The organism is Methylobacterium sp. OAE515, assembly GCF_041806315.1.
In the GTDB taxonomy this organism is placed as follows: domain Bacteria; phylum Pseudomonadota; class Alphaproteobacteria; order Rhizobiales; family Beijerinckiaceae; genus Methylobacterium; species Methylobacterium tardum.
This window is the reverse complement of the sequence record NZ_JBGMUV010000001.1, coordinates 834,231-856,332: the sequence shown is the minus strand read 5'-3', so window position 1 is coordinate 856,332 and position 22,102 is coordinate 834,231. Positions and strand designations below refer to the sequence as shown.

Here is a 22,102-nt window from a genome sequence, read left to right as displayed (position 1 = left end):
GGTCTCACGCACCGGCCGCCCGCGCGGCGACGAGCCGGCCGATCTCCGCAAAGGCCACCTCGTAGGCCGCCGCGGGGGCTGCCGAGCCGGTGACGTACACGGTCGCGATCACCGGCGCACGCCCCGGCGGCCGCAGGATCGCGACGTCGTTCACCGTGCCGTTATCGCCGCTGCCGGTCTTGTCGCCTACCGGCCAGTCCGGCGGCAGTCCCGCACGGAGCCGCTTGAAGCCGGTCTGGCACGCCGCCATCCAGCCCTCCAGCCGCGCGCGCGACGGCGGGGCCAGCACCGACCCGAGCAGGATCCGCGCGAGGGTCTCGCGCATGGCCTCCGGGGTTGTGGTGTCGCGTGGATCGTGGGGGATCGCGGTGTTCAGGGTCGGCTCGGTGCGGTCGAGCCGGGTGAGCGGATCGCCGAGGCTCCGCAGCCACGCGGTCAAGTCTTCCGGGCCACCGAGGCTCGCGAGCAGCAGGTTCGCGGCGGTGTTGTCGCTCCATTCGAGGGCGGCCGCGCAGAGGTCGGAAACCGTCAGGCGGCCACCTCCGGTTTCCAGCGCCTTCCGGGTCACCGGCGCGTAGCTCAGCAGGTCGTTTGGCCCGTAGGCGACGCTCCGCTCCAGCGTCTCGGACCCGGCATCGACCCGGGCGAGAACCGCCGCGACGGCTAGGACCTTGAAGGTGCTGCACAGGGGGAAGCGCGCATCGGCGCGGTGTTCGATCAGGACGCGCCCGGCCGAGGCTGCGGAGACGCCGAGGCGGCCGCCGAGCCAGCTCTCGATTGCCACGAGGTCGGTCCCGGTTCCGGCGCGGGCCGGCCGCAGATGCAGGGAGGCGGGCGCGATCAACAGGCCGCAGCCGATGCTGCGGCGGGTCCAGAGCGTCATAGCGATTCCCAATTCGGCGCGTCCGCCTTTGTCCTGCAGCCGCAGAATGGCGCCAGGATGGTATAGGGTCGGACGGGTGTTTCACGTGAAATCCTGTCCCGGCAGCCCGGCCGCCGCGGAGCGTCACGCCTTTCGAAGACCATGACCGACACCGACACGCTCTTCGCTCCCGCCAGCGGCTTCGGCCGCGCGGCGGTTGCGGTACTCCGGATCAGCGGCCCGGCCGCTGGGGATGTGGTCCAGGCCCTGGCGGGGACCCTGCCGCCGCCACGGCGGCTATCGCTCCGGACGCTCCGCGATCCCGCCGACGGGGCCGAGCTCGACCGGGCCCTGGTCGCGTGGTTCCCGAGTCCAGACACCTATACCGGCGAGGACATGGCCGAGCTGCACCTGCATGGCGGCCCGGCGGTGCGGATGGGCGTGCTCGCGGCGCTCGCGCGTCTGCCCGGCTGCCGGGCCGCGGGACCCGGAGCCTTCACCCGCCGCGCCGTGCTGAACGGCCGGATGGATCTCGCCGAGGCCGAGGCGGTCGCCGACCTGATCGACGCCGAGACCGAAGGACAGCGGCGCCAAGCGCTGCGCCAGCTCGACGGTGCCCTCAGCCGGCAGGTAGCGGCTTGGCGTGCCGAGGCGATCGATTGCCTGGCCGCCGCGGAGGCGGCCCTCGACTTCGCCGACGAGGGTGACGTGGACGATGCCGGCCTCGACGCTGCCCTGTTCGGCCGGGCCGCCGCGCTGCGCGACGCCGTCGCGGCGGCCCTGCGCGATGGCCGCAGGGGCGAGCGGCTGCGCGACGGCTTCACGGTGGTGCTGGCCGGCGCACCCAACGCCGGCAAATCGACCCTGCTGAACGCCCTCAGCCGTCGCGAGGTCGCGATCGTCTCGGACGTGCCGGGGACCACCCGGGACGCGATCGAGGTCCGGCTCGACCTCGGCGGCCTACCGGTCCTGCTGGTCGATACCGCGGGCCTGCGCGATACGGCGGAGCCGGTCGAGGCCGAGGGCATCGCCCGCACCCGTGCGCGGATCGCGGGCGCCGATCTGGTGCTGCTGCTCGTGCCGCCCGAAGGCACCCGACCGAACTTCGACGCCGGTGCGGTTCCAGCCGTGACGGTCCTCACGAAGGCTGATCTATTTGCCGGCTCACAGCATGCCGGACTGACTGTTTCGGCGCGGACCGGTGCCGGTCTCGAGACCCTGCTCGACACCATCCAGACGGCGGCGGAAACCGGGCTCGGCGCCGGCGACGCGCTGATCACCCGAGCGCGTCACCGGGGGGCGCTCGAGGCCTGCGTGGCCCATCTGGACCGTCTGCAGACCGGCGCCGGCGGCTTGCCGGAACTCGCCGCAGAGGATCTGCGGATGGCCGTCCGAGCGCTCGGCGAGGTCGGCGGCCATGTCGGCGTCGAGGACGTGCTGGACCGATTGTTTGCCGGCTTCTGTATTGGGAAATGAGGGCTGTGCCCTGATGGGCTCGAGGTCGAGGCGCGGCTGTTCCGGATCACGGGCGCTCCCACCCGCGCCCTTACCCTGAGGTGCTGCAGCGCAGCGGAGGCCTCGGGGGAGGGATCCAGGGATCGCGCAGCTGGCAGAGTTCCTTCGAGGCCTGCTCCGCCCGCACTTCAGGATGAGCGCGCGGGTCGGGGGGACGTCCTTAGGTGGGGATCCGCAGCACGCGCGGTCGCCAGATCCCGAGCGCCACGTTCGCGGTGGCCACGGCGAGCAGCACCCAGAGCGTGCCGCGCTCGCCCGGGAGCGAGACCGCCAGGGCGGCGGGATCGAGCGTGCCGGCGAGCGCCTGCGCGCTCTGCTCGGCCTCCCGCTTCATCGGACCCTGCACGTAGACCAAGCCGCCCTCGAACATCAGGACGCCGGTGGCGAGCTTCAGCCACGCCCAGCCGGCATTGAGATAGGCGCGGTTCAGCGCCATCGCGAGCAGGCCCGACATCAGCGTCACGGCCAGGGACGGCAGGAAGATCCAGGTGGCGACCGCGCCCATCGCCCCCCGGATTGCTGCGTATCCCGACAGAGCCGCCGGCGCGGGCGCGAGGCTCAGCAGGACGACCAGCGCGGCCATCGCGCCGAGCAATCCGGCCGATCCCATCGTGTGCAGGAACTTCAGCAGGCGTCGCACGGCGTCTCACCCGGGCCGCTTTCGGCGAAGCTTAGCGCGGGTGGACCTGGCGGGATAGCGGCGCGTCGGTCGCAGGGCTTCCGGTCGAAGCGCTCCGCAGTTCTTGCGAACGCAGCGAAGCAATTCAGCAGCGCCACGCCGACCGAGGTCGCGCTACCGTGGGTCGCTTCGCTCCGCTCGCGATGACAGCGTGGACCGTCAGCTCCGGAGGCCTGGCGCCTCTTGGCCGGTGCGGGCGACGTACTCGGTATAGCCGCCGCCATACTGGTGGATGCCGTCCGGGGTCACTTCGAGCACCCGGTTCGACAGCGCCGCCAGGAAGTGCCGGTCGTGGGAGACGAACAGCATCGTCCCCTCGTAATTGGCGAGGGCGGTGATCAGCATCTCCTTGGTGCCCATATCGAGATGGTTCGTCGGCTCATCGAGCACCAGGAAGTTCGGCGGGTCGTAGAGCATCAGGGCCATGACCAGCCGGGCCTTCTCGCCGCCCGACAGCACGCGGCAGCGCTTCTCGACATCGTCACCCGAGAAGCCGAAGCAGCCGGCGAGCGCCCGGAGCGATCCCTGGCCCGCCTGCGGGAAGGCCTCCTCCAGGGTCTGGAACACGGTGCGGTCGCCGTCGAGCAGGTCCATGGCGTGCTGGGCGAAGTAGCCGAGCTTGACGCTGCCGCCGACCGTGACCGCGCCGTCGTCGGGCGCGGTGGTGCCGGTGACGAGCTTCAGAAGCGTCGACTTGCCGGCGCCGTTGATGCCCATCACGCACCAGCGCTCCTTGCGCCGCACCGAGAAGTCGAGCCCCTCGTAGATCGTACGGCTGCCGTAGCGCTTGTGCACGCCCTTGAGCATCACGACGTCGTCGCCCGAGCGCGGCGCAGGCTGGAACTCGAAGGCCACCGATTGCCGCCGCCGGGGCGGCTCGACGCGCTCGATCTTGTCGAGCTTCTTTACCCGGCTCTGCACCTGGGCGGCGTGGGAGGCCCGGGCCTTGAAGCGCTCGATGAAGGCGATTTCTTTCGCCAGCATCGCCTGCTGGCGCTCGAACTGCGCCTGCTGCTGCGCCTCGTTGAGCTTCCGCTGGCCCTCGTAGAAGGCGTAGTCGCCCGAATAGGTGGTGAGCGCGCCGCCGTCGATCTCGATGACCTTGGTGACGATGCGGTTCATGAACTCGCGGTCGTGCGAGGTCATCAGCAGGGCGCCGTCATAGGCCTTCAGGAACGATTCGAGCCAGATCAGGCTCTCGAGGTCGAGGTGGTTGGACGGCTCGTCGAGGAGCATCACGTCCGGGCGCATCAGCAGGATGCGGGCGAGCGCCACGCGCATCTTCCAGCCCCCCGACAGGGCGCCGACATCACCGTCCATCATCTCCTGGCTGAAGCTCAGGCCGTCGAGCACCTCGCGGGCCCGGCCCTCCAGGGCGTACCCGTCGAGCTCCTCGAACCGCGCCTGGACTTCGCCGTAGCGCTCGACCAGGGCGTCCATCTCGTCTGCCCGGTCCGGATCGGCCAGGGCCGCGCCGATCTCGGCGAGTTCGGCCGCCACCGCGCTCACGGGACCGGCCCCGTCCATCACCTCGGTGACGACGCTGCGGCCGGACATCTCGCCGACATCCTGGCTGAAATACCCGATGGTGATGCCCCGGTCGGCCGAGACCTGCCCCTCGTCGGGCTGCTCCTGGCCGATGATCATCCGGAACAGGGTGGTCTTGCCCGCCCCGTTCGGGCCGACGAGCCCGACTTTCTCGCCGCGCTGCAGGGCGGCCGAGGCCTCGATGAAGACGAGCTGCCGCCCGTTCTGCTTGGTGATCTTGTCCAGGCGTATCATGGCGGCGGGCGCTGTCCGGGGGAATGCCCTGGCGCTTACGGCATCCGCCTGGGCTGCGCAAAGCGTGATGTCGCAGTGCGGGATAACGCTTGCGCCCCGCGCAAGGCTGGGCGCATGCCGGGACCCGAAACCAGGCTCGGCCGTTGCCGTGTGCAACAGTTGCCATGGGCAACATGAGGAACGCGATGCTGTTCGGTTGGTGGAAGACGGGCATGGACATGGCCATGCTGGGGCTAGAGGCGCAGGGCGTCATCGCCCAGCGGATGGCGATGCTCGCCCTCGGCGGCCCGGCGGCCCAGGCCGAGGCGCAGCTGATGGTGACCGAGAAGATGCTGGCCGCCGGCGAGGCCGCCCTGATGCTCGCCGCGGGTGCCTCGAACGGCAAGGTGATCCGCAGCTACCGGCGGAAGGTCCAGGCCAATGCGAGGCGGCTGAGCCGGGGATGAGGGATCAGATCTGACCCCGCGCCGTCATCCCGAGCGCAGCGAAGCGAACCGGGGCAGCGGGAACTTCTCAGGACGTCGCGCCGCCCTGGATGGCTTCGCCGCCCGCGCAAGCACGGATACGGGCCGCCTCGAACCGGCGGCCCGACCTCAGTTGTTCGCCGTCCGGAACGTGTCGCAGGCCTTAGTCTGGCCGCTCTTGTAGCCAGCCGAGAACCAGCGCTGGCGCTGGGCCGAGGAGCCGTGGGTGAAGGAATCCGGCACCACGTAGCCCCGCGAGCGCTGCTGCAGGGCGTCGTCGCCGATCTGCGCGGCGGCGTTCAGGGCCTCGTCGATGTCGCCCTGGTCAAGCTCGGCGTATTTGTCGTTGGAGTTCTTGGCCCAGACGCCGGCGAGGCAGTCGGCCATCAGCTCGATGCGCACCGATAGGGCGTTCGCCTCGGCCTTGCTGGAGGCCTGCTGCTGGCGGGCCTGGACCTTGCCGAGGATGCCGAGCACGTCCTGGACGTGGTGGCCGACCTCGTGGGCGATCACGTACGCGTAGGCGAAGTCGCCCTTCACGCCGAACTTCGAGGCCATCTCCTTGAAGAAGCCGGTGTCGAGATAGACCTTCTTGTCGAGCGGGCAGTAGAACGGGCCCATGGCGGCCTGGGCCGAGCCGCAGCCCGAGCGGGTGCCGCCGGTATAGAGCACCAGCGTCGTCGGCGTGTACTGCTTGCCGGTCTGCTGCGGCAGGATCTGGCTCCACACGTCCTCGGTGTTGCCCAGGATCTTCGAGGCGAACCGTCCGCTCTCGTCGGTCGGCGCCTGACGGCGCCGGGCCTGAGTCTGCGGGTCGGCCGGCTGCTCCTGCTGGGCGCGGCCGCCGCCGATCCGCTCGGCACCGCCGATCAGGATCGCCGGGTTGATGCCGGTGAAGTAGCTGACGATCAGCAGCACCACGATGGTGCCGATGCCGAGCCCACCAGCGCCGCCGCCGGGGAAGCCCATGCCGCCGCCGCCACCCTCGCCCCGACGATCCTCGACATTGTCGGAGCTGCGTAGATCTTCCCAGCGCATGGTTGGGTCCCGCCATCGATGCCGCGCCGGCCGCCTCGGGCAGCCCACGGCTGTGTGCACGTCGCTTGGCCCGCCCGGTGGCGGACCACCGGCGGGAACGAAGCTCTAATGGCGGGAGGGGAGACCCGGTTCCGCGATCCCGGTCAAGCTTTCCCGTCGAGCAGCACGCGTAGGGCGCGGAAATCCCGCCACGCCAAGCGCTTCTGCACCGGCTGGCGCAGCAGGAAGGCCGGGTGCAGCGTCGCCAGCACCTTCACTTCGCGGCTCGGCAATTTGTACGGGAACAGCCGGCCACGGGTCCGCAGGATGCCGTCCTTGGTGCCGGTCAGCGTCTGGGTCGCGGGCGCGCCGAGGCAGACGATGATGTCCGGGTCGACCAGCTCGATCTGGCGCTCCACGAACGGCCGGCACACCGCCACCTCCTGGGGGGTCGGGTTGCGGTTGCCCGGGGGCCGCCAGGGCACGATGTTGCCGATATAGGCGCTTGACCGGTCCAGACCGATCGCCTTCATCATCTTGTCGAGGAGCTGGCCCGAGCGGCCCATGAACGGCTTGCCGATCCGGTCCTCGTCGGCGCCGGGCGCCTCGCCGAGAAACATCACCCGCGCCTCCGGATTGCCGTCGGCGAAGACGAGGTTCTTGGCGGTGAAGCGCAGCGGGCAGGCATCGAAATCCGCCAGGATCTTTTCCAGCTCGTCGAGGCTCTTGGCCTGACGCGCCCGGGCGCGGGCGTCGGACGCGGCCTCGTCGGGCTGGGCGCTGGCGGCGCGGCCGAAGGTGCGCGGCGCCACGGCCGGCGGCGGCGATCCGGGGGGCGGAACGAGCGTGTTGGCGACCGCGCCGGCCGGCGGCTCGGCGGCCCGAGGCGCCGTGCGGCGGAGCGCGCGCAGGGTCGGCGCGGGGGCGTCGGCCTCGCCGAAGCGGTCGTGCGGCTGCTCGTCGAGCGCCGCGTCGGCCCCGGCCTCCACGTGGAAGTCGAGATAGGCGATCAGGTCGGCTTGCGTGTCGGCGGGGCTCGGCATGGACTTCAGAATGTGGGGCGGCCGAGGCCTGTGGACAACTCTTGAAAGCGGCCAGCCGCCAAGGACTTGCGTGACCGAACAGCGCGGTACCGGGAGGCCGATACGGATCGTCCCACCCGTGCCCTCATCCTGAGGTGCCGAAGCGCAGCGGAGGCCTCGCAGGAGCCCTCCTTCGAGGCAGCTCCGCCGCACCTCAGGATGAGGGCGCAGGTTGGATCACCTCGATAGCCTGCCGTGCGGCAAAGGGAACTTTGCCATAACCCTGGGCGTCGGCAACTTGCCTTTCTAGCTTGGAATCGCTTGAGACGGCATCAGGAAGGCCGGCCCGGCGACGAACCGGGCGCCGGAACAAGAAAAGGAACGTGAGGATGGCGCTGCCCGAACGCGAGAGCATGGATTTCGACGTGGTCGTGGTCGGCGCCGGACCGGCCGGGCTCGCCACCGCGATCCGCCTGAAGCAGCGCGCCGCCGAGATCGGCGAGGAGATCTCCGTCGTCGTCGTCGAGAAGGGCTCGGAGGTCGGCGCCCACATCCTGTCGGGGGCGGTGATCGACCCGAGCGGCCTCGACCGGCTGCTGCCGGAGTGGCGCACCGATCCGGAGCGGCCGCTGAAGACCGAGGTGCAGCGCGACGAGTTCATGCTGCTCACCAAGAACAGCGGCCTCACCCTGCCGAACCTGTTCTTCCCCAAGCTCATGTCGAACCACGGCAATTTCGTCGGCTCGCTGTCGAACGTCTGCAAGTATCTCGGGGCCCAGGCCGAGGCGCTCGGCGTCGAGATCTATCCGGGCTTCCCGGCCTCCGAGGTGCTGTTCGACGCCAACGGCGCCGTGGCGGGCGTCGCCACCGGCGACCTCGGCATCGGCCGGTCGGGCGAGCCGCGCGCGGACTACACCCGCGGCATGGAATTGCGCGCCAAGTACACGGTGTTCGGCGAGGGCGCCCGGGGTAACCTGACCAAGGGCCTGATCCAGCGCTTCGAGCTCAACCGGCACAGCGACGTGTTCAAGTACGGGCTCGGCGTGAAGGAGCTGTGGCAGCTCGCGCCCGGCAAGTTCGAGCCGGGGCTGGTGCGCCACACGATGGGCTGGCCGCTGCCCAACCGGGCCGGCGGCGGCTCCTGGCTGTACCATTTCGACGACAACCTGCTCTCGGTCGGCTTCGTCACGCACCTGAACTACGAGAACCCGACCCTGTCGCCGTTCGAAGAGTTCCAGCGCTTCAAGACCCACCCGCTGATCGCCGAGACCTTCGAGGGCGCCAAGCGCATCGGCTACGGCGCCCGCGCCATCATGGAGGGCGGCTGGCAATCGGTGCCGAAGCTGGTCTTCCCCGGCGGCTGCCTGGTCGGCTGCTCGGCGGGCTTCGTGAACGTGCCGCGGATCAAGGGCTCGCACAACGCGGTGCTCTCCGGCATGCAGGCGGCCGACGCCATCGCCGATGCCCTGAAGGCGGGCCGCGCCGGCGACGAACTCACCGCCTACGAGGCCGGCTGGCGCGACAGCCCGATCGGGCAGGACTTGAAGGCGGTGCGCAACGTCAAGCCGCTTTGGTCGCGCTACGGCACGCTGGTGGGCGTCGGCCTCGGCGGGATCGACATGTGGGCGACGAGCCTGCTGGGCGCCTCGCCGTTCGGCACGCTGTCCCACGGCAAGCCGGATCACGCCTGCCTGAAGCCGCTCTCGGAGGTGACGCCGATCGTCTACCCGAAGCCCGACGGCAAGCTGACCTTCGACCGGCTGTCCTCGGTCTACCTGTCGAACACCAACCACGAGGAGGACCAGCCGCCCCACCTCAAGGTCCGCGACCTGGAGCTGCAGAAGCGCTCCGAGCACGACGTCTACGGCGGGCCCTCGGGCCGCTACTGCCCGGCGGGCGTCTACGAGTGGGTGGAGGATTCCTCCGCCAGCGACGGGGTGCGCTACCAGATCAACGCGCAGAACTGCGTCCACTGCAAGACGTGCGACATCAAGGATCCGAACCAGAACATCGACTGGGTGACGCCGGAGGGACCGGGCGGGCCGAACTACCCGAACATGTGAGGGCCGCCCTCGGCCCAGGAGCCGAGGCACCCCGTCCTTGCGAGCGCAGCGAAGCGATCCAGGGAACCGCGACGTCCTGGGAAGTCCCGCCGCCTTGGGTCGCTTCGCTGCGCTCGCGAGGACGGGAGGGCGGACGACCCGGGCATCCGCCCCCGCGCCATCCTTTCGCCTTGCGGGGCTGGCGGGATGGGTTCAGTGTCCCCAGCGTTTTTTCGGGGACGCCCCGCCATTCTCGCGCCCGGCCCACTTGCGAGCCGGCGCCCAGGAGCCGCGATCGGTTCATGATGACATCTCGCGCCCGCCGGAGCGTTTCGGCGCTCGCCCTGCTGCTCGCCGCCGGGCTTCCGCAGACCGGGCTCGCCGCGCAGCCGAGGGAATCGACCCCGGTGCTCGACTACGAGCCCGCGGATTCGCTGGAGGGCAACTTCCTCTCCGCCTACATCGCGGGCGCGTCCCGGGACACGGCGGCGGCGGCGACCTTCTACCGCGAGGCGGTCAAGGCCGACCCGCGCAACGCGGAACTCGTCGAGCGCGCCTTCATCTCGCTCCTGGCCGACGGCGCCCTGCCGGACGCGTTCCGCACCGCCGAGAAGCTGATCGCCCGCGATCCGACCAACGGGCTCGCCAACCTCTCGCTGGGTGTGCGCCAGATCAAGGCCGGCCAATGGGCCGCCGCACGCCAGAATTTTTCGCGCAGCGGCCGGGGTGCTGCGACCGACCTCACCGCGACGCTGCTCACCGCCTGGTCGTATGCCGGCGCCGGTGACGGCAAGAAGGCTCTGGAGACGGTCAACAAGCTCCGCGGCGAGCGCTATTACAACACGTTCCGTGACTACCATGCCGGCCTGATCGCGGCGGTGACCGGCGACAATGCCGAGGCCGAGCGCCGCCTGAAGGCGGCCTATGAGGCCGACCGCAACACCCTGCGCATCGTCGATGCCTACGCGCGGATGGAGGCGAGCCTCGGCCGCACCGACCTGGCAATCCAGGCCTATTCCGATTTCGACCAGCTCTCGCCCCGCCATCCGCTGGTGCGCGACGCCCTGGACAAGCTCAAGGCCGGCAAGCCGCTCACGCGCCTGATCGGCAACGCCCAGGAGGGCGCCGCCGAGGTGCTGTACGGGCTGGGCTCCGCGGGCTCGACGCAGGGCGACGAGCTGCCCGCCGTGATCTACCTGCGGCTGGCGCTCTACCTCGCCCCCGACCACGCCCTCGCCCGGCTGACGCTGGCCGACACCCTCGACCGGATGAAGCAGCCCGAGCGCGCCAACGAGGCCTACGCGCAGATTCCCGCCAATTCCCCACTCAAGCTCAACGGCGACATCCAGATCGGCCAGAACCTGGAGCAGATGGGCAAGGGCGACGAGGCGCTCGAGCATCTCGACGCCACCATGAAGGCGCATCCGGACGACATCGACGTGATCACCGCGCTCGGCAACGTCCAGCGCGCACGCAAGAAGTACGAGGAGGCGGCGGCGACCTACACCCGCGCCATCGACCTGATCGGCGACCGGCCGCAATCCAATTACTGGACGACCTACTACTTCCGCGGCACCGCCTACGAGCGCGCCAAGCAATGGCCGAAGGCCGAGGCCGACCTGAAGAAGGCCCTGTCCCTGGTGCCGGCCAGTCAGCCGGCCGCCAAGGCGCAGGTGATGAACTACCTGGGCTATTCCTGGGTCGACCAGAACACCAACATCGACGAGGCGTTCAAGCTGCTGCAGCAGGCCGCCGACGCGAGCCCCCGCGACGGCATGATCGTCGACAGCCTCGGCTGGGCCTATTTCCGCCTTGGCCGCTGGGACGACGCGGTGCGCGAACTGGAGAAGGCGGTCGAGCTGAAGCCCGGCGATCCGACCATCAACGACCATCTGGGCGACGCCTACTGGCGCTCCGGCCGGCGCCTTGAGGGCAAGTTCCAGTGGCAACACGCCAAGGACCTGAACCCCGAGCCGGACGACCTCGCGCAGATCAACACGAAGCTGAAGGACGGCCTGCCCGACATCGAGAAGCCGACCGCCACCGCCGAGACTGTGCCGGCGCCGGTCGCCGCCCCGCACAACGCCGAGAACCCGGAGCTGCCGAAGGGCGCGCCGCAGCCGCACGAGGCGCCGGGCGCCGCCGACAAGGCCAAGAAGTCGGGGGGCTGACGGAGCCGCGCCCGTCCTTCTCGGATCGCTCACTCTCTCCTCGGTGTCGGCGCATCGCGGCCGCTTCCTCCTGTCATTCCGGGGCCGCGCAGCGGAGCCCGGAATCCAGAGCCGCCGACCGGCCAAGATCCGGCACCGAGCGCGGTTCTGGATTTTGGGCTCGCCTTCGGCGTCCCGGAATGACGGCGTGGATCTCCGGCCGTAGACGGCCAACAGGGAGACGGATTTTCCTAAGCGTGCCGCCGTCAGCCCTTGTGAGGCGGGGCGACCATCCTTTCCGGATCGACAAGAGTATTTTGTCGGCCACCTCATAAAAATCGACGCGCATTTCCGAACGGTTTGACGCACAGTGCGCAGCCGTTCGCGGGCGGCTGCCCGCACGACCGGTCACCCGCACGGCAACAGCCGGCGGTCGGGCGCCGAGCCCGCAATCCAGGGAGGGAACGCCCATGCCGTCAGACATCGAGATCGCCCGCGCCGCGACCCTGAAGCCGATCGCGCAGGTCGCCGAGCGACTCGGCATCCCGGATGACGCGCTCCACAATTACGGCAAGCACATCGCCAAGATCGACCACGGCTACATCGCCGGGCTGGAGAGCCGGAAGCCCGGCAAGCTCGTGCTGGTCACCGCGATCTCCCCGACCCCGGCCGGCGAGGGCAAGACCACCACCACGGTGGGCCTGGGCGACGCCCTGAATCGGATCGGCGAGAAGACCATGATCTGCCTGCGCGAGCCCTCGCTCGGGCCGTGCTTCGGCATGAAGGGCGGCGCCGCCGGCGGCGGCAAGGCGCAGGTCGTGCCGATGGAGCAGATCAACCTGCACTTCACCGGCGACTTCCACGCCATCACGTCGGCCCACAGCCTCGCGGCCGCGCTGATCGACAACCACGTCTACTGGGCGAACGAGCTCAACATCGACGTCCGCCGCATCCACTGGCGCCGGGTCGTCGACATGAACGACCGCGCGCTCCGCCAGATCACCCAGTCGCTCGGCGGCGTCGCCAACGGCTTCCCCCGCGAGGATGGGTTCGACATCACGGTGGCGTCCGAGGTGATGGCGGTGTTCTGCCTCGCGCGTGACCTCGCCGATCTGGAGGAGCGCCTCGGCCGGATCGTCATCGCCGAAACCCGCGACCGCAAGCTCGTCACCCTCAAGGACGTGAAGGCCACCGGCGCCATGACGGTGCTGCTCAAGGACGCCTTGCAGCCGAACCTCGTGCAGACGCTCGAGGGCAACCCGGCGCTGATCCATGGCGGCCCCTTCGCCAACATCGCCCATGGCTGCAACTCGGTGATCGCCACGCGGGCCGGCCTGCGGCTCGCCGACTACACGGTGACGGAGGCCGGCTTCGGCGCCGATCTCGGTGCCGAGAAGTTTTTGGACATCAAGTGCCGGCAGGCTGGCCTCGTCCCCTCGGCCGTCGTGGTCGTGGCGACGATCCGCGCCCTCAAGATGCACGGCGGCGTCGACAAGAAGAACCTGGGCGGCGAGAATATCGACGCCCTGGAGAAGGGGTTCGCCAACCTCGCCCGGCACGTCACCAACCTGCGCGGCTTCGGCCTGCCGGTGGTGGTCGGCGTCAACCACTTCCACGCCGACACCGACGCCGAGCACGCCAAGCTGAAAGAGCTGTGCCGCGAGCGCCTCGACGTCGAGGCGATCACCTGTCGCCACTGGGCCGAGGGCGGCGCCGGCGCCGAGGAGCTCGCCCGCGCGGTGGTGAAGCTCAGCGAGGCCGAGCCGGCGCCGATCCGGCACGCCTACGAGACCGAGAGCCGCCTCACCGACAAGATCCGGGCGATCGCCACCAAGCTCTACGGCGCCGCCGACATCCAGATCGAGACCAAGGCCGCCGGCAAGCTCGCCACCTTCGAGAAGGACGGCTACGGCCACCTGCCGATCTGCATGGCCAAGACCCAGTACTCGTTCTCCACCGACCCGACCCTGATGGGCGCGCCCGAGGGCCACATCGTCGGCGTGCGCGACGTCCGGCTCTCGGCCGGCGCCGGCTTCGTGGTGGCGATCTGCGGGGAGATCATGACCATGCCGGGCCTGCCCCGGGTGCCGGCCGCCGACACGATCCGGCTGGATGCCAACGGGCAGATCGACGGGCTGTTCTGAGGATCCTGCGCGGCCTTCGAGGGTGGCTCAAGGCCGCGCGGGACTGTCCCAGAGGCTCAGCAGGGACATACCGGTTGTCGCTGAGGCAGTCAGGGGCGATCGGCTGCCTCGGGCAGAGGGCTGGAACGCGGGAAATCGATCGCGATATCTTCGACGCCCTCCGGCCACCCCAGGGTCTCAACGAAATCGGGCTCCTGTCCCGTGAGGCGCCGGTACTCGGCGAAGCTGAGCAGGACATGAGTGGGCTGGCCGCGATCCGTAATGAACACAGGTCCACCGGCTGCTGCCTTCTTGGCGCGTTCGGTATCCTGATCGAAGGCTGAGCTCGTCAGGGTGGTGATTGCCATGTTCGCCGCCCCGTCCAAGATTCGCGCGCTGTCCGCAGGGCTCTGCCCTGCACCCGCAAAAGGTCGTGGACCTTTTGAAGCCGGGACTTAGGCACCCCCGAACAAGTCCACCGCCAGCCGAGAATGGGCCTCGCGCAGCAGCCCGGTATCGACCCCGAGCGGCTGCCCGTCGATCACCCGCCACTGACCCGCCACCATCACCCGGTCGGCCCGGGTGGCGCCGCACAGGACCAGGGCCGCCAGCGGGTCGTGGGCGCCGGAGAAGCGTAGTTCGTCCAGGGTGAACAGCGCCAGGTCGGCCTCCCGGCCCGGCGCGATCCGGCCGATATCGGAGCGGCCGAGGCACGCCGCCGAGCCCTCGGTCGCCCAGCGCAGGGCGTCGAGATGCGTCACGGTCTCGGCCCCGTAGGTCAGCCGGTTGATCATCAGCGCGTGGCGCACGCCCTCCATCAGGTTCGAGCTGTCGTTCGAGGCCGAGCCGTCGACCCCGAGGCCGACGGGCGAACCCGCCGCCTCCAGGTCGCAGGTGCGGCAGCGGCCGGAGGCCAGGGTCATGTTCGAGGTCGGGCAGTGGCACACGCCGACGCCGGCCTTGCCCAGGCGCGCGACCTCGGCATCGGTGAAGTGGATGCCGTGGGCGAGCCAGACCCGGTCGCTCAGCCAGCCGACCTCCTCCAGATACTCCACCGGTCGGCAGCCGAACATCGACTGACAGTATTCGTCCTCGTCCAGCGTCTCGCCGAGATGGGTGTGGAGCCGGCACGCGTGCCGGGCGGCCAGCGTGGCGCTCTCGCACATCAGGCGCTTGGTCACCGCGAAGGGCGAGCACGGCGCGAGCGCGACCTGCACCATCGCGCCCGGGGCGGGATCGTGGAACAGGTTCAGCACCCGCTCGCAATCGGCGAGGATCGTGTCGTCGTCCTGCGTCAGCGCCGCAGGGGGCAGGCCGCCCTCCCGGTCGGACAGGCTCATGGAGCCGCGGGTGATGGCGGCGCGGATCCCGAGGGCCCGGGCCTCCGCGACCTGGACGTCCATCGAATCCTCCAGGCCCTTCGGGAACAGGTAATGGTGGTCGCCCGCGGTGGTGCAGCCCGAGAGCAGCAGCTCGGTGAAAGCCACCTGCGTGGCGAGCCGGAACGCCTCCGGGGTGATCCGCCCCCAGACCGTGTAGAGCGCCTTCAGCCAGGGGAAGAGCGGCTTGTTGATCGCGAGCGGATGCGCGCGGGTCAGCGTCTGGAAGGCGTGATGGTGGGTGTTGATCAGCCCGGGGATGACCACGTGGCGCGACGCGTCGAAGGTCTCGTCGACGGGCGCTGCGGGACGGGCACCCGCCGGCACGTGCTCGACGATCCGGGTTCCCGCGACCACCACCCCGCCGCCGGCCCCCTCGGCCAGAATGGCGAGCGGATCGCGGATCCACAGGCGGCGCGGGCCCGGTTCAGCTGCCTCGGCCATGCTCTCGGTCGCTCCGTCCGCCCAACCCGGGATGCGTAGCGGAGCGATCCGACCTCCGGCAAGCCTGCGCCGGGCGCGGCGCGCTAGCGGATGCCTGCGCCCGGTGCCCAGGACTGGCCGCGCATCTCCGCGCGGGTCCCGGCCTCGGCAGACTGGCTCCGGAACGAGTCCGCCGTCAGGACGTGCTGCGGTGCCCCGCCGGCCGGCACGGCGACGCCCCGCCGGGTGAGCCAGGCCTCCATCTCGGCAATCTCGCGCTGCTGCTCGACGATGACCGCCTCGGCGAGCTGACGGGTCCAGGGACCGGTCGCGTGCACGAGGGCGACCTGCGCCATCGCGATCGCGCCCTGGTGGTGCGGGATCATCTGAAGCCGGAAATCGACGTCGGGATCCCCCGTATAGGGGACCGCCATGGCGCGCATCATCGCGCCGTGCGCGGCCTTGAAGCCCTGCGTCGCCGGCGGGTCGCCCCAGGGTCCATGTGCGGACGAACTGTGAGCTGAATGCTGGGCGAGGGCCGTGCTCGCGGTCAGAACGAGCCCGAGGCCCAGGGCCGGCCCAAGATGTCGCATGCCTGTTTCCCCTCCGCACACGTGCCGATCCAGCGTCGATTCGGGCACGCTGGGGCTTGCCATAGTGGCAAGGTCAACGTCGCGACACCGATCGGCGGCGATCAGGGTTGACGGGCCCGGCCGTGCTTGGGAAACGTCACGAAGACTGACCTATCACCCGTTGGGAGCGGCCGCGCCGTGACACGGACAGCCCCGCGCGAAGGGTCCTTCGCGGCCAAGCCCGTCCCGGGCGCCGCACCGGCGACCCTCGGCAGCGACGACCTGATCGAGCTCCTGTTCTTCGCCTACCGGGATTTCGTGGGCGATCCCGACCGGATCCTGGCGGATTACGGCTTCGGCCGGGCTCACCACCGGGTGCTGCACTTCGTCGACCGCTATCCGGGCCTGACCATCGCCGAGCTCCTCGACATCCTGCGCATCACCAAGCAAAGCCTGAACCGGGTGCTCAAGGACCTGATCGGGCAGGGCTACATCGCGCAGAAGCCGGGTTCGAGCGACCGGCGCCAGCGCCTCCTGTACTGCACGGAGGCCGGCGCCGGGCTCGCGGCCGACCTCACGCGGGTCCAGGCGCGCCGCCTCGCCCGGGCCCTCGCCGCACCGGACGCGCGGGGCTCCCCGGAGGACTTCCTGATGGCGATGATCGAGCCGGAGGACCGCCCGGCGGTCCAGCGCCTGATGGCGCGGCGCGGGAGCGCGGCCGATACCCGTGCAGCCGACCCGCGCGCGGCCGATTTCCGCGCGACCGGCGGGGGCGGCGCGTGACGGCCGCCCGGGCCGAGCTGCCCGACGAGGCGCCGCACGTCCTCGTAGTCGACGACGACCGCCGCCTGCGCGACCTGCTCGCCCGCTACCTCACCGACCAGGGGTTCCGGGTCACCACGGCGGCGAGCGCCGCCGAGGCCCGGGCCCGGGCCCAGAGCGTCGTGTTCGACGCGATGGTGCTCGACGTGATGATGCCCGGCGAGAACGGCTTCGACTACGCCCGCAGCGTGCGCGAGACCTCCCGGGTGCCGATCCTGATGCTCACCGCCCGCTCCAACCCGAACGACCGGGTGATGGGCCTGGAGATCGGCGCGGACGATTACCTGCCCAAGCCCTTCGAGCCCCGGGAGCTGACGCTCCGGCTGAACAACATCATCCAGCGCGGCGTGCGCCCGCGTGCGGCGGCCGCCGAGGCCGTGACCTTCGGGCCGTTCGCGTTCCGGATCGACCGGGGCGAGCTGCGCCGGGACGACGAGCTGATCCGCATCACCGACCGCGAGCGCGAGATCCTGACGATCCTGGCCATGGCCGGGGGCGGCAATGTCGAGCGGGAGCAGCTCGCCGGCTCCGGCGGGGCGGCCATGGAGCGCACGGTCGACGTCCAGATCAACCGCCTGCGCCGCAAGACCGAAGTCGATCCCGCCAACCCACTGTTCCTGCAGACGGTCCGGGGCGTCGGCTACCGGCTGGCGGTGGATTGAGGACGGGTCTGAGCGACATCGGCTTAGCCGGGGTGATGTCCGAGAGGGGTGGAAACCCGCCGGTCCGCTCTTGGCGTCGTATCGCCGAAAGCGGACCTCGTCGCCCGCGTTCAGGACCCGGAATACTCCCCTTCGGTCACCTGCTCCATCCATGTCACGGCCTTGCCGTCGAGACGCTCTTGGATCGCGATGTGCGTCATCGCCGTGTTCGCACTGGCGCCGTGCCAATGCTTCTCGTCCGGCTCGAACCAGACGACGTCGCCCGGTGCGATCTCCTCGATGGGGCCGCCCTCGCGCTGAACCCATCCGCGCCCGAACGTGACGATCAGCGTCTGGCCAAGCGGGTGCGTGTGCCATGCCGTCCGTGCGCCCGGTTCGAATGTCACGCTAGCCATCGCGACGCGGGCCGGATCTGGCGCGCTGTGAAGCGGATCGATCCGCACCGTGCCGGTGAACCATTCACTGGGCCCCGCGCCCGAGGGTTGAGTTCCGCTGCGCTTGATGTCCATGAGACCTATCCTCCATCGTTCGCAGTAAACGTCAGAGCGACCAGCCGCCATCGACAGAGATCGATGCACCTGTGACGAACGCACCGAGGTCCGAGCACATCCAGAGGACGGCTTCGGCGATCTCCTCGGGCTTGCCGAGCCGGCCAACCGGCTCAAGGTCGATCGCCTTCTGGATGTCGCCGCCAGTGAAGCGGTCCATCATCGGCGTCCCGATGTTTCCGGGCAGGACGGCATTCACCCGGATGCCCGCCTTCGCGTAGTCAAGAGCGGCCGACTTGGTGAGGCCGATCAGGGCATGCTTCGAGGCAGCATAGCTCGCGCCGCCCGCCACGCCCCGGATACCGGCGCCGGACGAGGTGTTGACGACCACGCCGCCGCCCTGGCGCAGCATCTGCGCGATCTCGTGCTTCATGCACACGAACGTGCCGCGCAGGTTGATGCCCAGGATGCGGTCCCATTCGCCAAGGGCGATCTCGTGGACGGGCGCGGCCTTGTTCTCGACGCCGGCGTTGTTGAAAGCGCAGTCGAGGCGGCCGAACCGCTCGACGGTTTTGGCGACCGCCTCCTCGACGTCCTCCGGCACCGACACGTCGCACCGGATCGCGAGGACTTCGCTGCCCGCCGCCTCGATGTCGGTGCGAAGCTGGTCGAGTGCACCCTCCGTGCGGTCGGTGATCGCCACCCGCGCGCCTTCTCGCGCGAACGCAATGGCCGAGGCACGGCCGATGCCGCTGGCCGCGCCTGTGATGAACGCGGTTCTCCCGGTGAAGCGATGCATGTCTCGATCTCTCGGCTGATCCTGCTGGACCAGACCTAGACATCGCGCAGGCCGACGATCAGCCGCTCGGCCCTCAACGAAGCGATGAGCGGTGCTCATCGTCGGAGGACGCCGGCGCTACAGGCCGAGCGGCTTCACCTCGCGGATCACGTCTATGAAGAGTCGCAAACCTGTCGGAAGTTGGCGACGGCCGGGATAGTAGATGTGGAAGCCGGGCCCAAGAGGGGCCCAATCCGCTAGAACGACGCGAAGCTCGCCGCGAGCGATCGAGGGGCCGACGCACGCCTCCGGGAGATAGGCGAGGCCGCCGCCGGACACCGTGAGCGACAGGGCGAATTGCGTGTTGTCGAGCGTCACGGCGCCTGGGGCATCGAGCGCGATGGCCTCGTCCTTCCTCTCGAACTCCCACCGGTACAGGCTCTCGTCGCCGAGGCGAATGCGCAGGCATCGGTGAGCCGCGAGGTCACTCGGATGTTCGGGCGTGCCGTGCAGATCGAGATAGGCTGGAGCGCCGACCACGACCCAGCGCAAATCGGCGGACAGGCGTTGAGCTATCATGTCCTGAGGGACGGTCCCGCCGTAGCGGATGCCTGCATCGGCGCCGGTATCCACGACATCGAGCAGGTCGTTGGACACCCGAACGTCGATCTCGATCCTCGGGTGCCGTTCATGGAAGAGGGGCAGCACCGGGGCGAGCAGCAACGTGCTCGCATGTTCGAGCACGTTGAGGCGGACCCGTCCGGTCGCTTTCGTCGGTTCACGGTGCTGGTTGAGCACATCGAGCGCGGAGGCGATGGCCGAGAATGGCGCATCCAGCGAAACGAGCAGATCTTCTCCTGCCGCCGTGAGTGTGACGCTGCGGCTGGTGCGGTTGACGAGGCGGACGCCGAGGCGCGCCTCCATCGCCTTGAGCGCGTGGCTAAGCGCAGAGGCGCTGACGCCAAGCTCCAGACCCGCACGCCGAAAGCTTCGGTGGCGTGCGATGGCGAGAAAGGTTCCGAGATCAGCTAGTTCGGCTCGATTGATCCGCATCCGGCCAGTGGAGTGTCTGCTCGCGGGAAAGCAATTCGTATCGCGTCATGACCGCGATGGCTCGGAAGCAGCCACCTCACGCTCAACCCGAATGGGTTCAGACTCGAAGGGGATAGAGGCCTGGGGCGTCACACCGGGCGCGGCTCGTCGGGTTTCAGCTTGAGCGCCTTGGCGATCCGGGTCGACAGGCTGCCCACGATGGCCAGGGCGGCCTGGGGATCGACCCGTGCGCGCACCGCCTCCAGCGCCTCCTCGGGACCGGGCTTCATCACCGCGTAGACGAGGGTGCCCGACCCGTTGCCGCGCGACCGTTCCGCCGCGACGGAGACGAGGAAGGCCGTGTAACGTCTCCGCGGGCGACCAGGCATGTTTCCGCATGTGGCATGTCGGCTAACTATCGCCAATGCCTGATTCCGGCAGCCGCTCCGGAAGAAGCACCACTATCCTACACCAACCCGCACCGGGCTCTTCAGATCATCGCAAGGTCGATGCCGGGAAGCGGCAGCCCGTCGAGCCGCGCGCGCCAGCTTTGCCCGGAGGCGATCGGCAGCGCGTCGGTCAGGGTGCCGGTGGTGACGATCTCGCCGGCCGCGAGCGGCGGGGCGTCCAGATCGTTAGCCAGCACATCGACGAGATGGCCAAGGGCCGCGAGGGGGCCGGTGCCGAGGACGTTCCGGCCGCCGCCCCGGTCCGCGACCGCCCCGTCCCGCAACAGGTCGACGGTGAAATCCGCGAGGCGGCCGATCCAGGCCTTCCGGTCCGCGGGGGCGATCCGCACGCGCTCGCCGACCACCAGCAGCCCGTGCAGCCCGAAGGCCGCGACCGTGTCGGGGGCCGCGAAACGCCAGCCGGGATAGAGCGACTGCACGATCTCGAAGCCGGCGGCCGCCCAGTCGAGGCAGCCGATCAGGGCCTGTGCGTCCATGCCGGGCTCGGGCGCGCGGGCCAGCCCGAACACGATCTCGGGCTCGATCCGGGGCTCCACGAAGGCCGCCAGAGCGACCGGACCCGGCAGCGCGTCTCGGTCGCGCAGGGTGGTGTCGTAGACGTGACCCCAGATCGGCGCGTGGACGCCGTAGCGGTCCCAGAGCGTCGTGTTGGTGAAGCCGATCTTGCGGCCGATGGCCCGCTCGCCCCGCGCGGCGCGCAGGCGCCGCACCTCCTCGGCTACCCGGTAGGCGGCCGGCAGGTCGAGGGCCCGATCCCACCCGGTCAGCGGCGGGATCTGGCGGCGATGCTCGTGCGCGGCCAGGATGGTTCGGGCGTGGTGCGCGGGAGAGAGAGGCTCGGTCATCGGCACCGCTTCCTTGGTTGGGCCATGTGGGGTTGGGCCATGTGGGGTCGGGCCGTGTGGCTCGGGATCCGCAGCGTCGCGCCGGAGACGCGGCGGTACGACGCGCGGGGACCATCGGCCAGGAACGGGCCGGCGACAAACCGGACCGGTCGGCCACGATCGCCCCCTGGCGGTTTCCGACGGCAGGGCGCAGAAGGGTCCGGCCCCCTTGAGGAACACCGCATGCGCGTTGAGCTCGTCGCGATCCAGACCCGGGACGGCGCGTGCCCGACGCAGGTGGCCACGCCGGACGGCGCCGGACCCTGGCCCGCCGTGATCCTCTACATGGATGCCGGCGGCATCCGGCCGCCCCTGGTCGACATGGCGCGGCAGCTCGCGGCCGGCGGCTACGTCGTGCTGCTGCCGGACCTGTTCTACCGCTACGGACCCTACGCGCCGTTCGTGCCCGCGGAGGTGTTCAAGGGCGACTTCCGCGCGATCCTGGGCCCGCTGATGGCCACGACCGACGCCGTCAAGGCGGCGGCGGATACCGGCGCCCTGCTCGCCTATCTCGACACGCGCGGCGACATCGCCGGCCGGAAGGTCGGGGCGGTGGGCTTCTGCATGGGCGGCCGCATGGCGCTGACCACGGCCGCGACCTATCCCGACCGGTTCGCGGCCGCGGCGAGCTTCCACGGCGGCAATCTCGCCACCGACGATCCGGCAAGCCCCCACCGCCTCGCGCCGCGGCTGAAGGCCGAGCTCTACATCGCGGCGGCCGAGAACGACGGCAGCTACCCGCCCGAGATGGCCGAGCGGCTGGAAGGGGCGCTGTCGGCGGCGGGCACCCGCTACGGGGCGGAGACCTACCCCGCCGCGCATGGCTGGATGATGCCGGATTTCCCGGTCTACGACCGGGCCGCCGCAGCGCGCGGCTGGACGGCGATGCTGGCCCTGTTCGACCGGACGCTTTCCCGCAGCGGGTGAGCGGGGTCG

General features: G+C 70.2%; 21 protein-coding genes. 8 read left to right on the top strand and 13 right to left on the bottom strand.

Annotation, left to right across the window (positions count from 1 at the left end; genetic code table 11):
* Positions 1 to 4 precede the first annotated feature (4 nt).
* On the bottom strand, positions 5 to 883 hold the full coding sequence (gene bla / locus ABIE45_RS04055; protein WP_192710420.1) for a class A beta-lactamase: 879 nt from the start codon (positions 881 to 883) through the stop codon (positions 5 to 7).
* A gap of 141 nt (positions 884 to 1,024) precedes the next feature.
* Between bla and mnmE the strand changes: the two genes are divergently transcribed.
* Positions 1,025 to 2,338: a tRNA uridine-5-carboxymethylaminomethyl(34) synthesis GTPase MnmE gene (mnmE, locus tag ABIE45_RS04050; RefSeq protein ID WP_192710421.1), complete on the top strand. Its 1,314-nt coding sequence runs from the start codon at positions 1,025 to 1,027 to the stop codon at positions 2,336 to 2,338.
* A gap of 199 nt (positions 2,339 to 2,537) precedes the next feature.
* On the opposite strand, the gene ABIE45_RS04045 is transcribed toward mnmE, so the two are convergent.
* Both ABIE45_RS04045 and ABIE45_RS04040 read right to left on the bottom strand, forming a co-directional pair.
* Positions 2,538 to 3,017, bottom strand: a complete 480-nt coding sequence (locus tag ABIE45_RS04045; protein WP_192710422.1) for a hypothetical protein — start codon at positions 3,015 to 3,017, stop codon at positions 2,538 to 2,540.
* Positions 3,018 to 3,215: 198 nt separating this feature from the next.
* Entirely contained in the window at positions 3,216 to 4,838 is a 1,623-nt protein-coding gene (locus ABIE45_RS04040) for an ABC-F family ATP-binding cassette domain-containing protein (RefSeq protein ID WP_192710423.1), read from the bottom strand.
* Between the two features lie 185 nt (positions 4,839 to 5,023).
* Between ABIE45_RS04040 and ABIE45_RS04035 the strand changes: the two genes are divergently transcribed.
* Positions 5,024 to 5,284 carry a hypothetical protein gene (locus ABIE45_RS04035; protein WP_192710424.1) on the top strand — a complete coding sequence of 87 codons (261 nt, stop codon included), beginning with the start codon at positions 5,024 to 5,026 and terminating at the stop codon, positions 5,282 to 5,284.
* Between the two features lie 147 nt (positions 5,285 to 5,431).
* Here ABIE45_RS04035 and ABIE45_RS04030 read toward each other — a convergent pair whose 3' ends face one another.
* A complete protein-coding gene (locus ABIE45_RS04030; RefSeq protein ID WP_192710425.1) occupies positions 5,432 to 6,340 on the bottom strand; it encodes a neutral zinc metallopeptidase in 909 nt (302 codons plus the stop codon).
* A 143-nt stretch (positions 6,341 to 6,483) separates the two neighbouring features.
* Positions 6,484 to 7,362, bottom strand: a complete 879-nt coding sequence (locus ABIE45_RS04025) for a uracil-DNA glycosylase (RefSeq protein ID WP_192710426.1) — start codon at positions 7,360 to 7,362, stop codon at positions 6,484 to 6,486.
* A 368-nt stretch (positions 7,363 to 7,730) separates the two neighbouring features.
* Here ABIE45_RS04025 and ABIE45_RS04020 point away from each other — a divergent pair, with 368 nt between their 5' ends.
* The 3 genes from ABIE45_RS04020 (at position 7,731) to ABIE45_RS04010 (ending at position 13,677) form a co-directional block, all read left to right on the top strand.
* The gene (locus ABIE45_RS04020; RefSeq protein ID WP_192710427.1) at positions 7,731 to 9,404 is read left to right on the top strand and encodes an electron transfer flavoprotein-ubiquinone oxidoreductase; all 1,674 of its coding nucleotides are present in this window, start codon (positions 7,731 to 7,733) and stop codon (positions 9,402 to 9,404) included.
* Positions 9,405 to 9,685: 281 nt separating this feature from the next.
* Entirely contained in the window at positions 9,686 to 11,554 is a 1,869-nt protein-coding gene (locus tag ABIE45_RS04015; RefSeq protein ID WP_192710428.1) for a tetratricopeptide repeat protein, read from the top strand.
* A gap of 449 nt (positions 11,555 to 12,003) precedes the next feature.
* Positions 12,004 to 13,677 (top strand): formate--tetrahydrofolate ligase, encoded by a 1,674-nt coding sequence (locus ABIE45_RS04010; RefSeq protein WP_192710429.1) that lies wholly within the window; start codon positions 12,004 to 12,006, stop codon positions 13,675 to 13,677.
* 89 nt (positions 13,678 to 13,766) lie between these two features.
* Here the strand turns inward: ABIE45_RS04010 and ABIE45_RS04005 are convergent, their stop codons facing one another.
* The 3 genes from ABIE45_RS04005 to ABIE45_RS03995 form a co-directional block, all read right to left on the bottom strand.
* Positions 13,767 to 14,024: a type II toxin-antitoxin system prevent-host-death family antitoxin gene (locus tag ABIE45_RS04005; RefSeq protein ID WP_192710430.1), complete on the bottom strand. Its 258-nt coding sequence runs from the start codon at positions 14,022 to 14,024 to the stop codon at positions 13,767 to 13,769.
* A gap of 87 nt (positions 14,025 to 14,111) precedes the next feature.
* On the bottom strand, positions 14,112 to 15,479 hold the full coding sequence (locus ABIE45_RS04000) for an 8-oxoguanine deaminase (protein WP_192710431.1): 1,368 nt from the start codon (positions 15,477 to 15,479) through the stop codon (positions 14,112 to 14,114).
* 83 nt (positions 15,480 to 15,562) lie between these two features.
* Positions 15,563 to 16,051, bottom strand: a complete 489-nt coding sequence (locus ABIE45_RS03995) for a DUF305 domain-containing protein (protein WP_192710432.1) — start codon at positions 16,049 to 16,051, stop codon at positions 15,563 to 15,565.
* 177 nt (positions 16,052 to 16,228) lie between these two features.
* Between ABIE45_RS03995 and ABIE45_RS03990 the strand changes: the two genes are divergently transcribed.
* Both ABIE45_RS03990 and ABIE45_RS03985 read left to right on the top strand, forming a co-directional pair.
* Positions 16,229 to 16,813, top strand: coding sequence for a MarR family transcriptional regulator (locus tag ABIE45_RS03990; RefSeq protein ID WP_192710433.1), 585 nt, complete (start codon positions 16,229 to 16,231; stop codon positions 16,811 to 16,813).
* Entirely contained in the window at positions 16,810 to 17,514 is a 705-nt protein-coding gene (locus ABIE45_RS03985) for a response regulator (RefSeq protein ID WP_192710434.1), read from the top strand. The genes ABIE45_RS03990 and ABIE45_RS03985 overlap by 4 nt, the downstream gene beginning before the upstream one ends.
* 110 nt (positions 17,515 to 17,624) lie before the next feature.
* Here the strand turns inward: ABIE45_RS03985 and ABIE45_RS03980 are convergent, their stop codons facing one another.
* From ABIE45_RS03980 to ABIE45_RS03960, 5 genes are all read right to left on the bottom strand, one after another.
* Entirely contained in the window at positions 17,625 to 18,023 is a 399-nt protein-coding gene (locus ABIE45_RS03980) for a cupin domain-containing protein (RefSeq protein ID WP_192710435.1), read from the bottom strand.
* 31 nt (positions 18,024 to 18,054) lie between these two features.
* The gene (locus tag ABIE45_RS03975) at positions 18,055 to 18,801 is read right to left on the bottom strand and encodes a glucose 1-dehydrogenase (RefSeq protein WP_192710436.1); all 747 of its coding nucleotides are present in this window, start codon (positions 18,799 to 18,801) and stop codon (positions 18,055 to 18,057) included.
* A gap of 117 nt (positions 18,802 to 18,918) precedes the next feature.
* Positions 18,919 to 19,833 (bottom strand): LysR family transcriptional regulator, encoded by a 915-nt coding sequence (locus tag ABIE45_RS03970; RefSeq protein WP_192710437.1) that lies wholly within the window; start codon positions 19,831 to 19,833, stop codon positions 18,919 to 18,921.
* A gap of 128 nt (positions 19,834 to 19,961) precedes the next feature.
* Complete coding sequence (locus ABIE45_RS03965) at positions 19,962 to 20,201, bottom strand: hypothetical protein (RefSeq protein WP_192710438.1); 240 nt, start codon at positions 20,199 to 20,201, stop codon at positions 19,962 to 19,964.
* A 101-nt stretch (positions 20,202 to 20,302) separates the two neighbouring features.
* Complete coding sequence (locus tag ABIE45_RS03960) at positions 20,303 to 21,127, bottom strand: hydratase (RefSeq protein ID WP_192710439.1); 825 nt, start codon at positions 21,125 to 21,127, stop codon at positions 20,303 to 20,305.
* Positions 21,128 to 21,349: 222 nt separating this feature from the next.
* Between ABIE45_RS03960 and ABIE45_RS03955 the strand changes: the two genes are divergently transcribed.
* On the top strand, positions 21,350 to 22,093 hold the full coding sequence (locus tag ABIE45_RS03955) for a dienelactone hydrolase family protein (protein ID WP_192710440.1): 744 nt from the start codon (positions 21,350 to 21,352) through the stop codon (positions 22,091 to 22,093).
* Positions 22,094 to 22,102 lie beyond the last annotated feature (9 nt).

Bases quoted from the DNA above. Each gene is read 5' to 3' on its own strand.
- ABIE45_RS04010 (WP_192710429.1), top strand. From the start codon at position 12,004: ATGCCGTCAGACATCGAGATCGCCCGCGCCGCGACCCTGAAGCCGATC.
- ABIE45_RS03955 (WP_192710440.1), top strand. From the start codon at position 21,350: ATGCGCGTTGAGCTCGTCGCGATCCAGACCCGGGACGGCGCGTGCCCG.
- ABIE45_RS03965 (WP_192710438.1), bottom strand. From the start codon at position 20,201: ATGCCTGGTCGCCCGCGGAGACGTTACACGGCCTTCCTCGTCTCCGTC.
- ABIE45_RS03960 (WP_192710439.1), bottom strand. From the start codon at position 21,127: ATGACCGAGCCTCTCTCTCCCGCGCACCACGCCCGAACCATCCTGGCC.
- ABIE45_RS04030 (WP_192710425.1), bottom strand. From the start codon at position 6,340: ATGCGCTGGGAAGATCTACGCAGCTCCGACAATGTCGAGGATCGTCGG.
- ABIE45_RS04025 (WP_192710426.1), bottom strand. From the start codon at position 7,362: ATGCCGAGCCCCGCCGACACGCAAGCCGACCTGATCGCCTATCTCGAC.
- ABIE45_RS04020 (WP_192710427.1), top strand. From the start codon at position 7,731: ATGGCGCTGCCCGAACGCGAGAGCATGGATTTCGACGTGGTCGTGGTC.
- ABIE45_RS04015 (WP_192710428.1), top strand. From the start codon at position 9,686: ATGATGACATCTCGCGCCCGCCGGAGCGTTTCGGCGCTCGCCCTGCTG.
- ABIE45_RS03970 (WP_192710437.1), bottom strand. From the start codon at position 19,833: ATGCGGATCAATCGAGCCGAACTAGCTGATCTCGGAACCTTTCTCGCC.
- ABIE45_RS04040 (WP_192710423.1), bottom strand. From the start codon at position 4,838: ATGATACGCCTGGACAAGATCACCAAGCAGAACGGGCGGCAGCTCGTC.
- ABIE45_RS03980 (WP_192710435.1), bottom strand. From the start codon at position 18,023: ATGGACATCAAGCGCAGCGGAACTCAACCCTCGGGCGCGGGGCCCAGT.
- ABIE45_RS04005 (WP_192710430.1), bottom strand. From the start codon at position 14,024: ATGGCAATCACCACCCTGACGAGCTCAGCCTTCGATCAGGATACCGAA.
- ABIE45_RS04000 (WP_192710431.1), bottom strand. From the start codon at position 15,479: ATGGCCGAGGCAGCTGAACCGGGCCCGCGCCGCCTGTGGATCCGCGAT.
- ABIE45_RS03975 (WP_192710436.1), bottom strand. From the start codon at position 18,801: ATGCATCGCTTCACCGGGAGAACCGCGTTCATCACAGGCGCGGCCAGC.
- ABIE45_RS03995 (WP_192710432.1), bottom strand. From the start codon at position 16,051: ATGCGACATCTTGGGCCGGCCCTGGGCCTCGGGCTCGTTCTGACCGCG.
- mnmE (WP_192710421.1), top strand. From the start codon at position 1,025: ATGACCGACACCGACACGCTCTTCGCTCCCGCCAGCGGCTTCGGCCGC.
- bla (WP_192710420.1), bottom strand. From the start codon at position 883: ATGACGCTCTGGACCCGCCGCAGCATCGGCTGCGGCCTGTTGATCGCG.
- ABIE45_RS04035 (WP_192710424.1), top strand. From the start codon at position 5,024: ATGCTGTTCGGTTGGTGGAAGACGGGCATGGACATGGCCATGCTGGGG.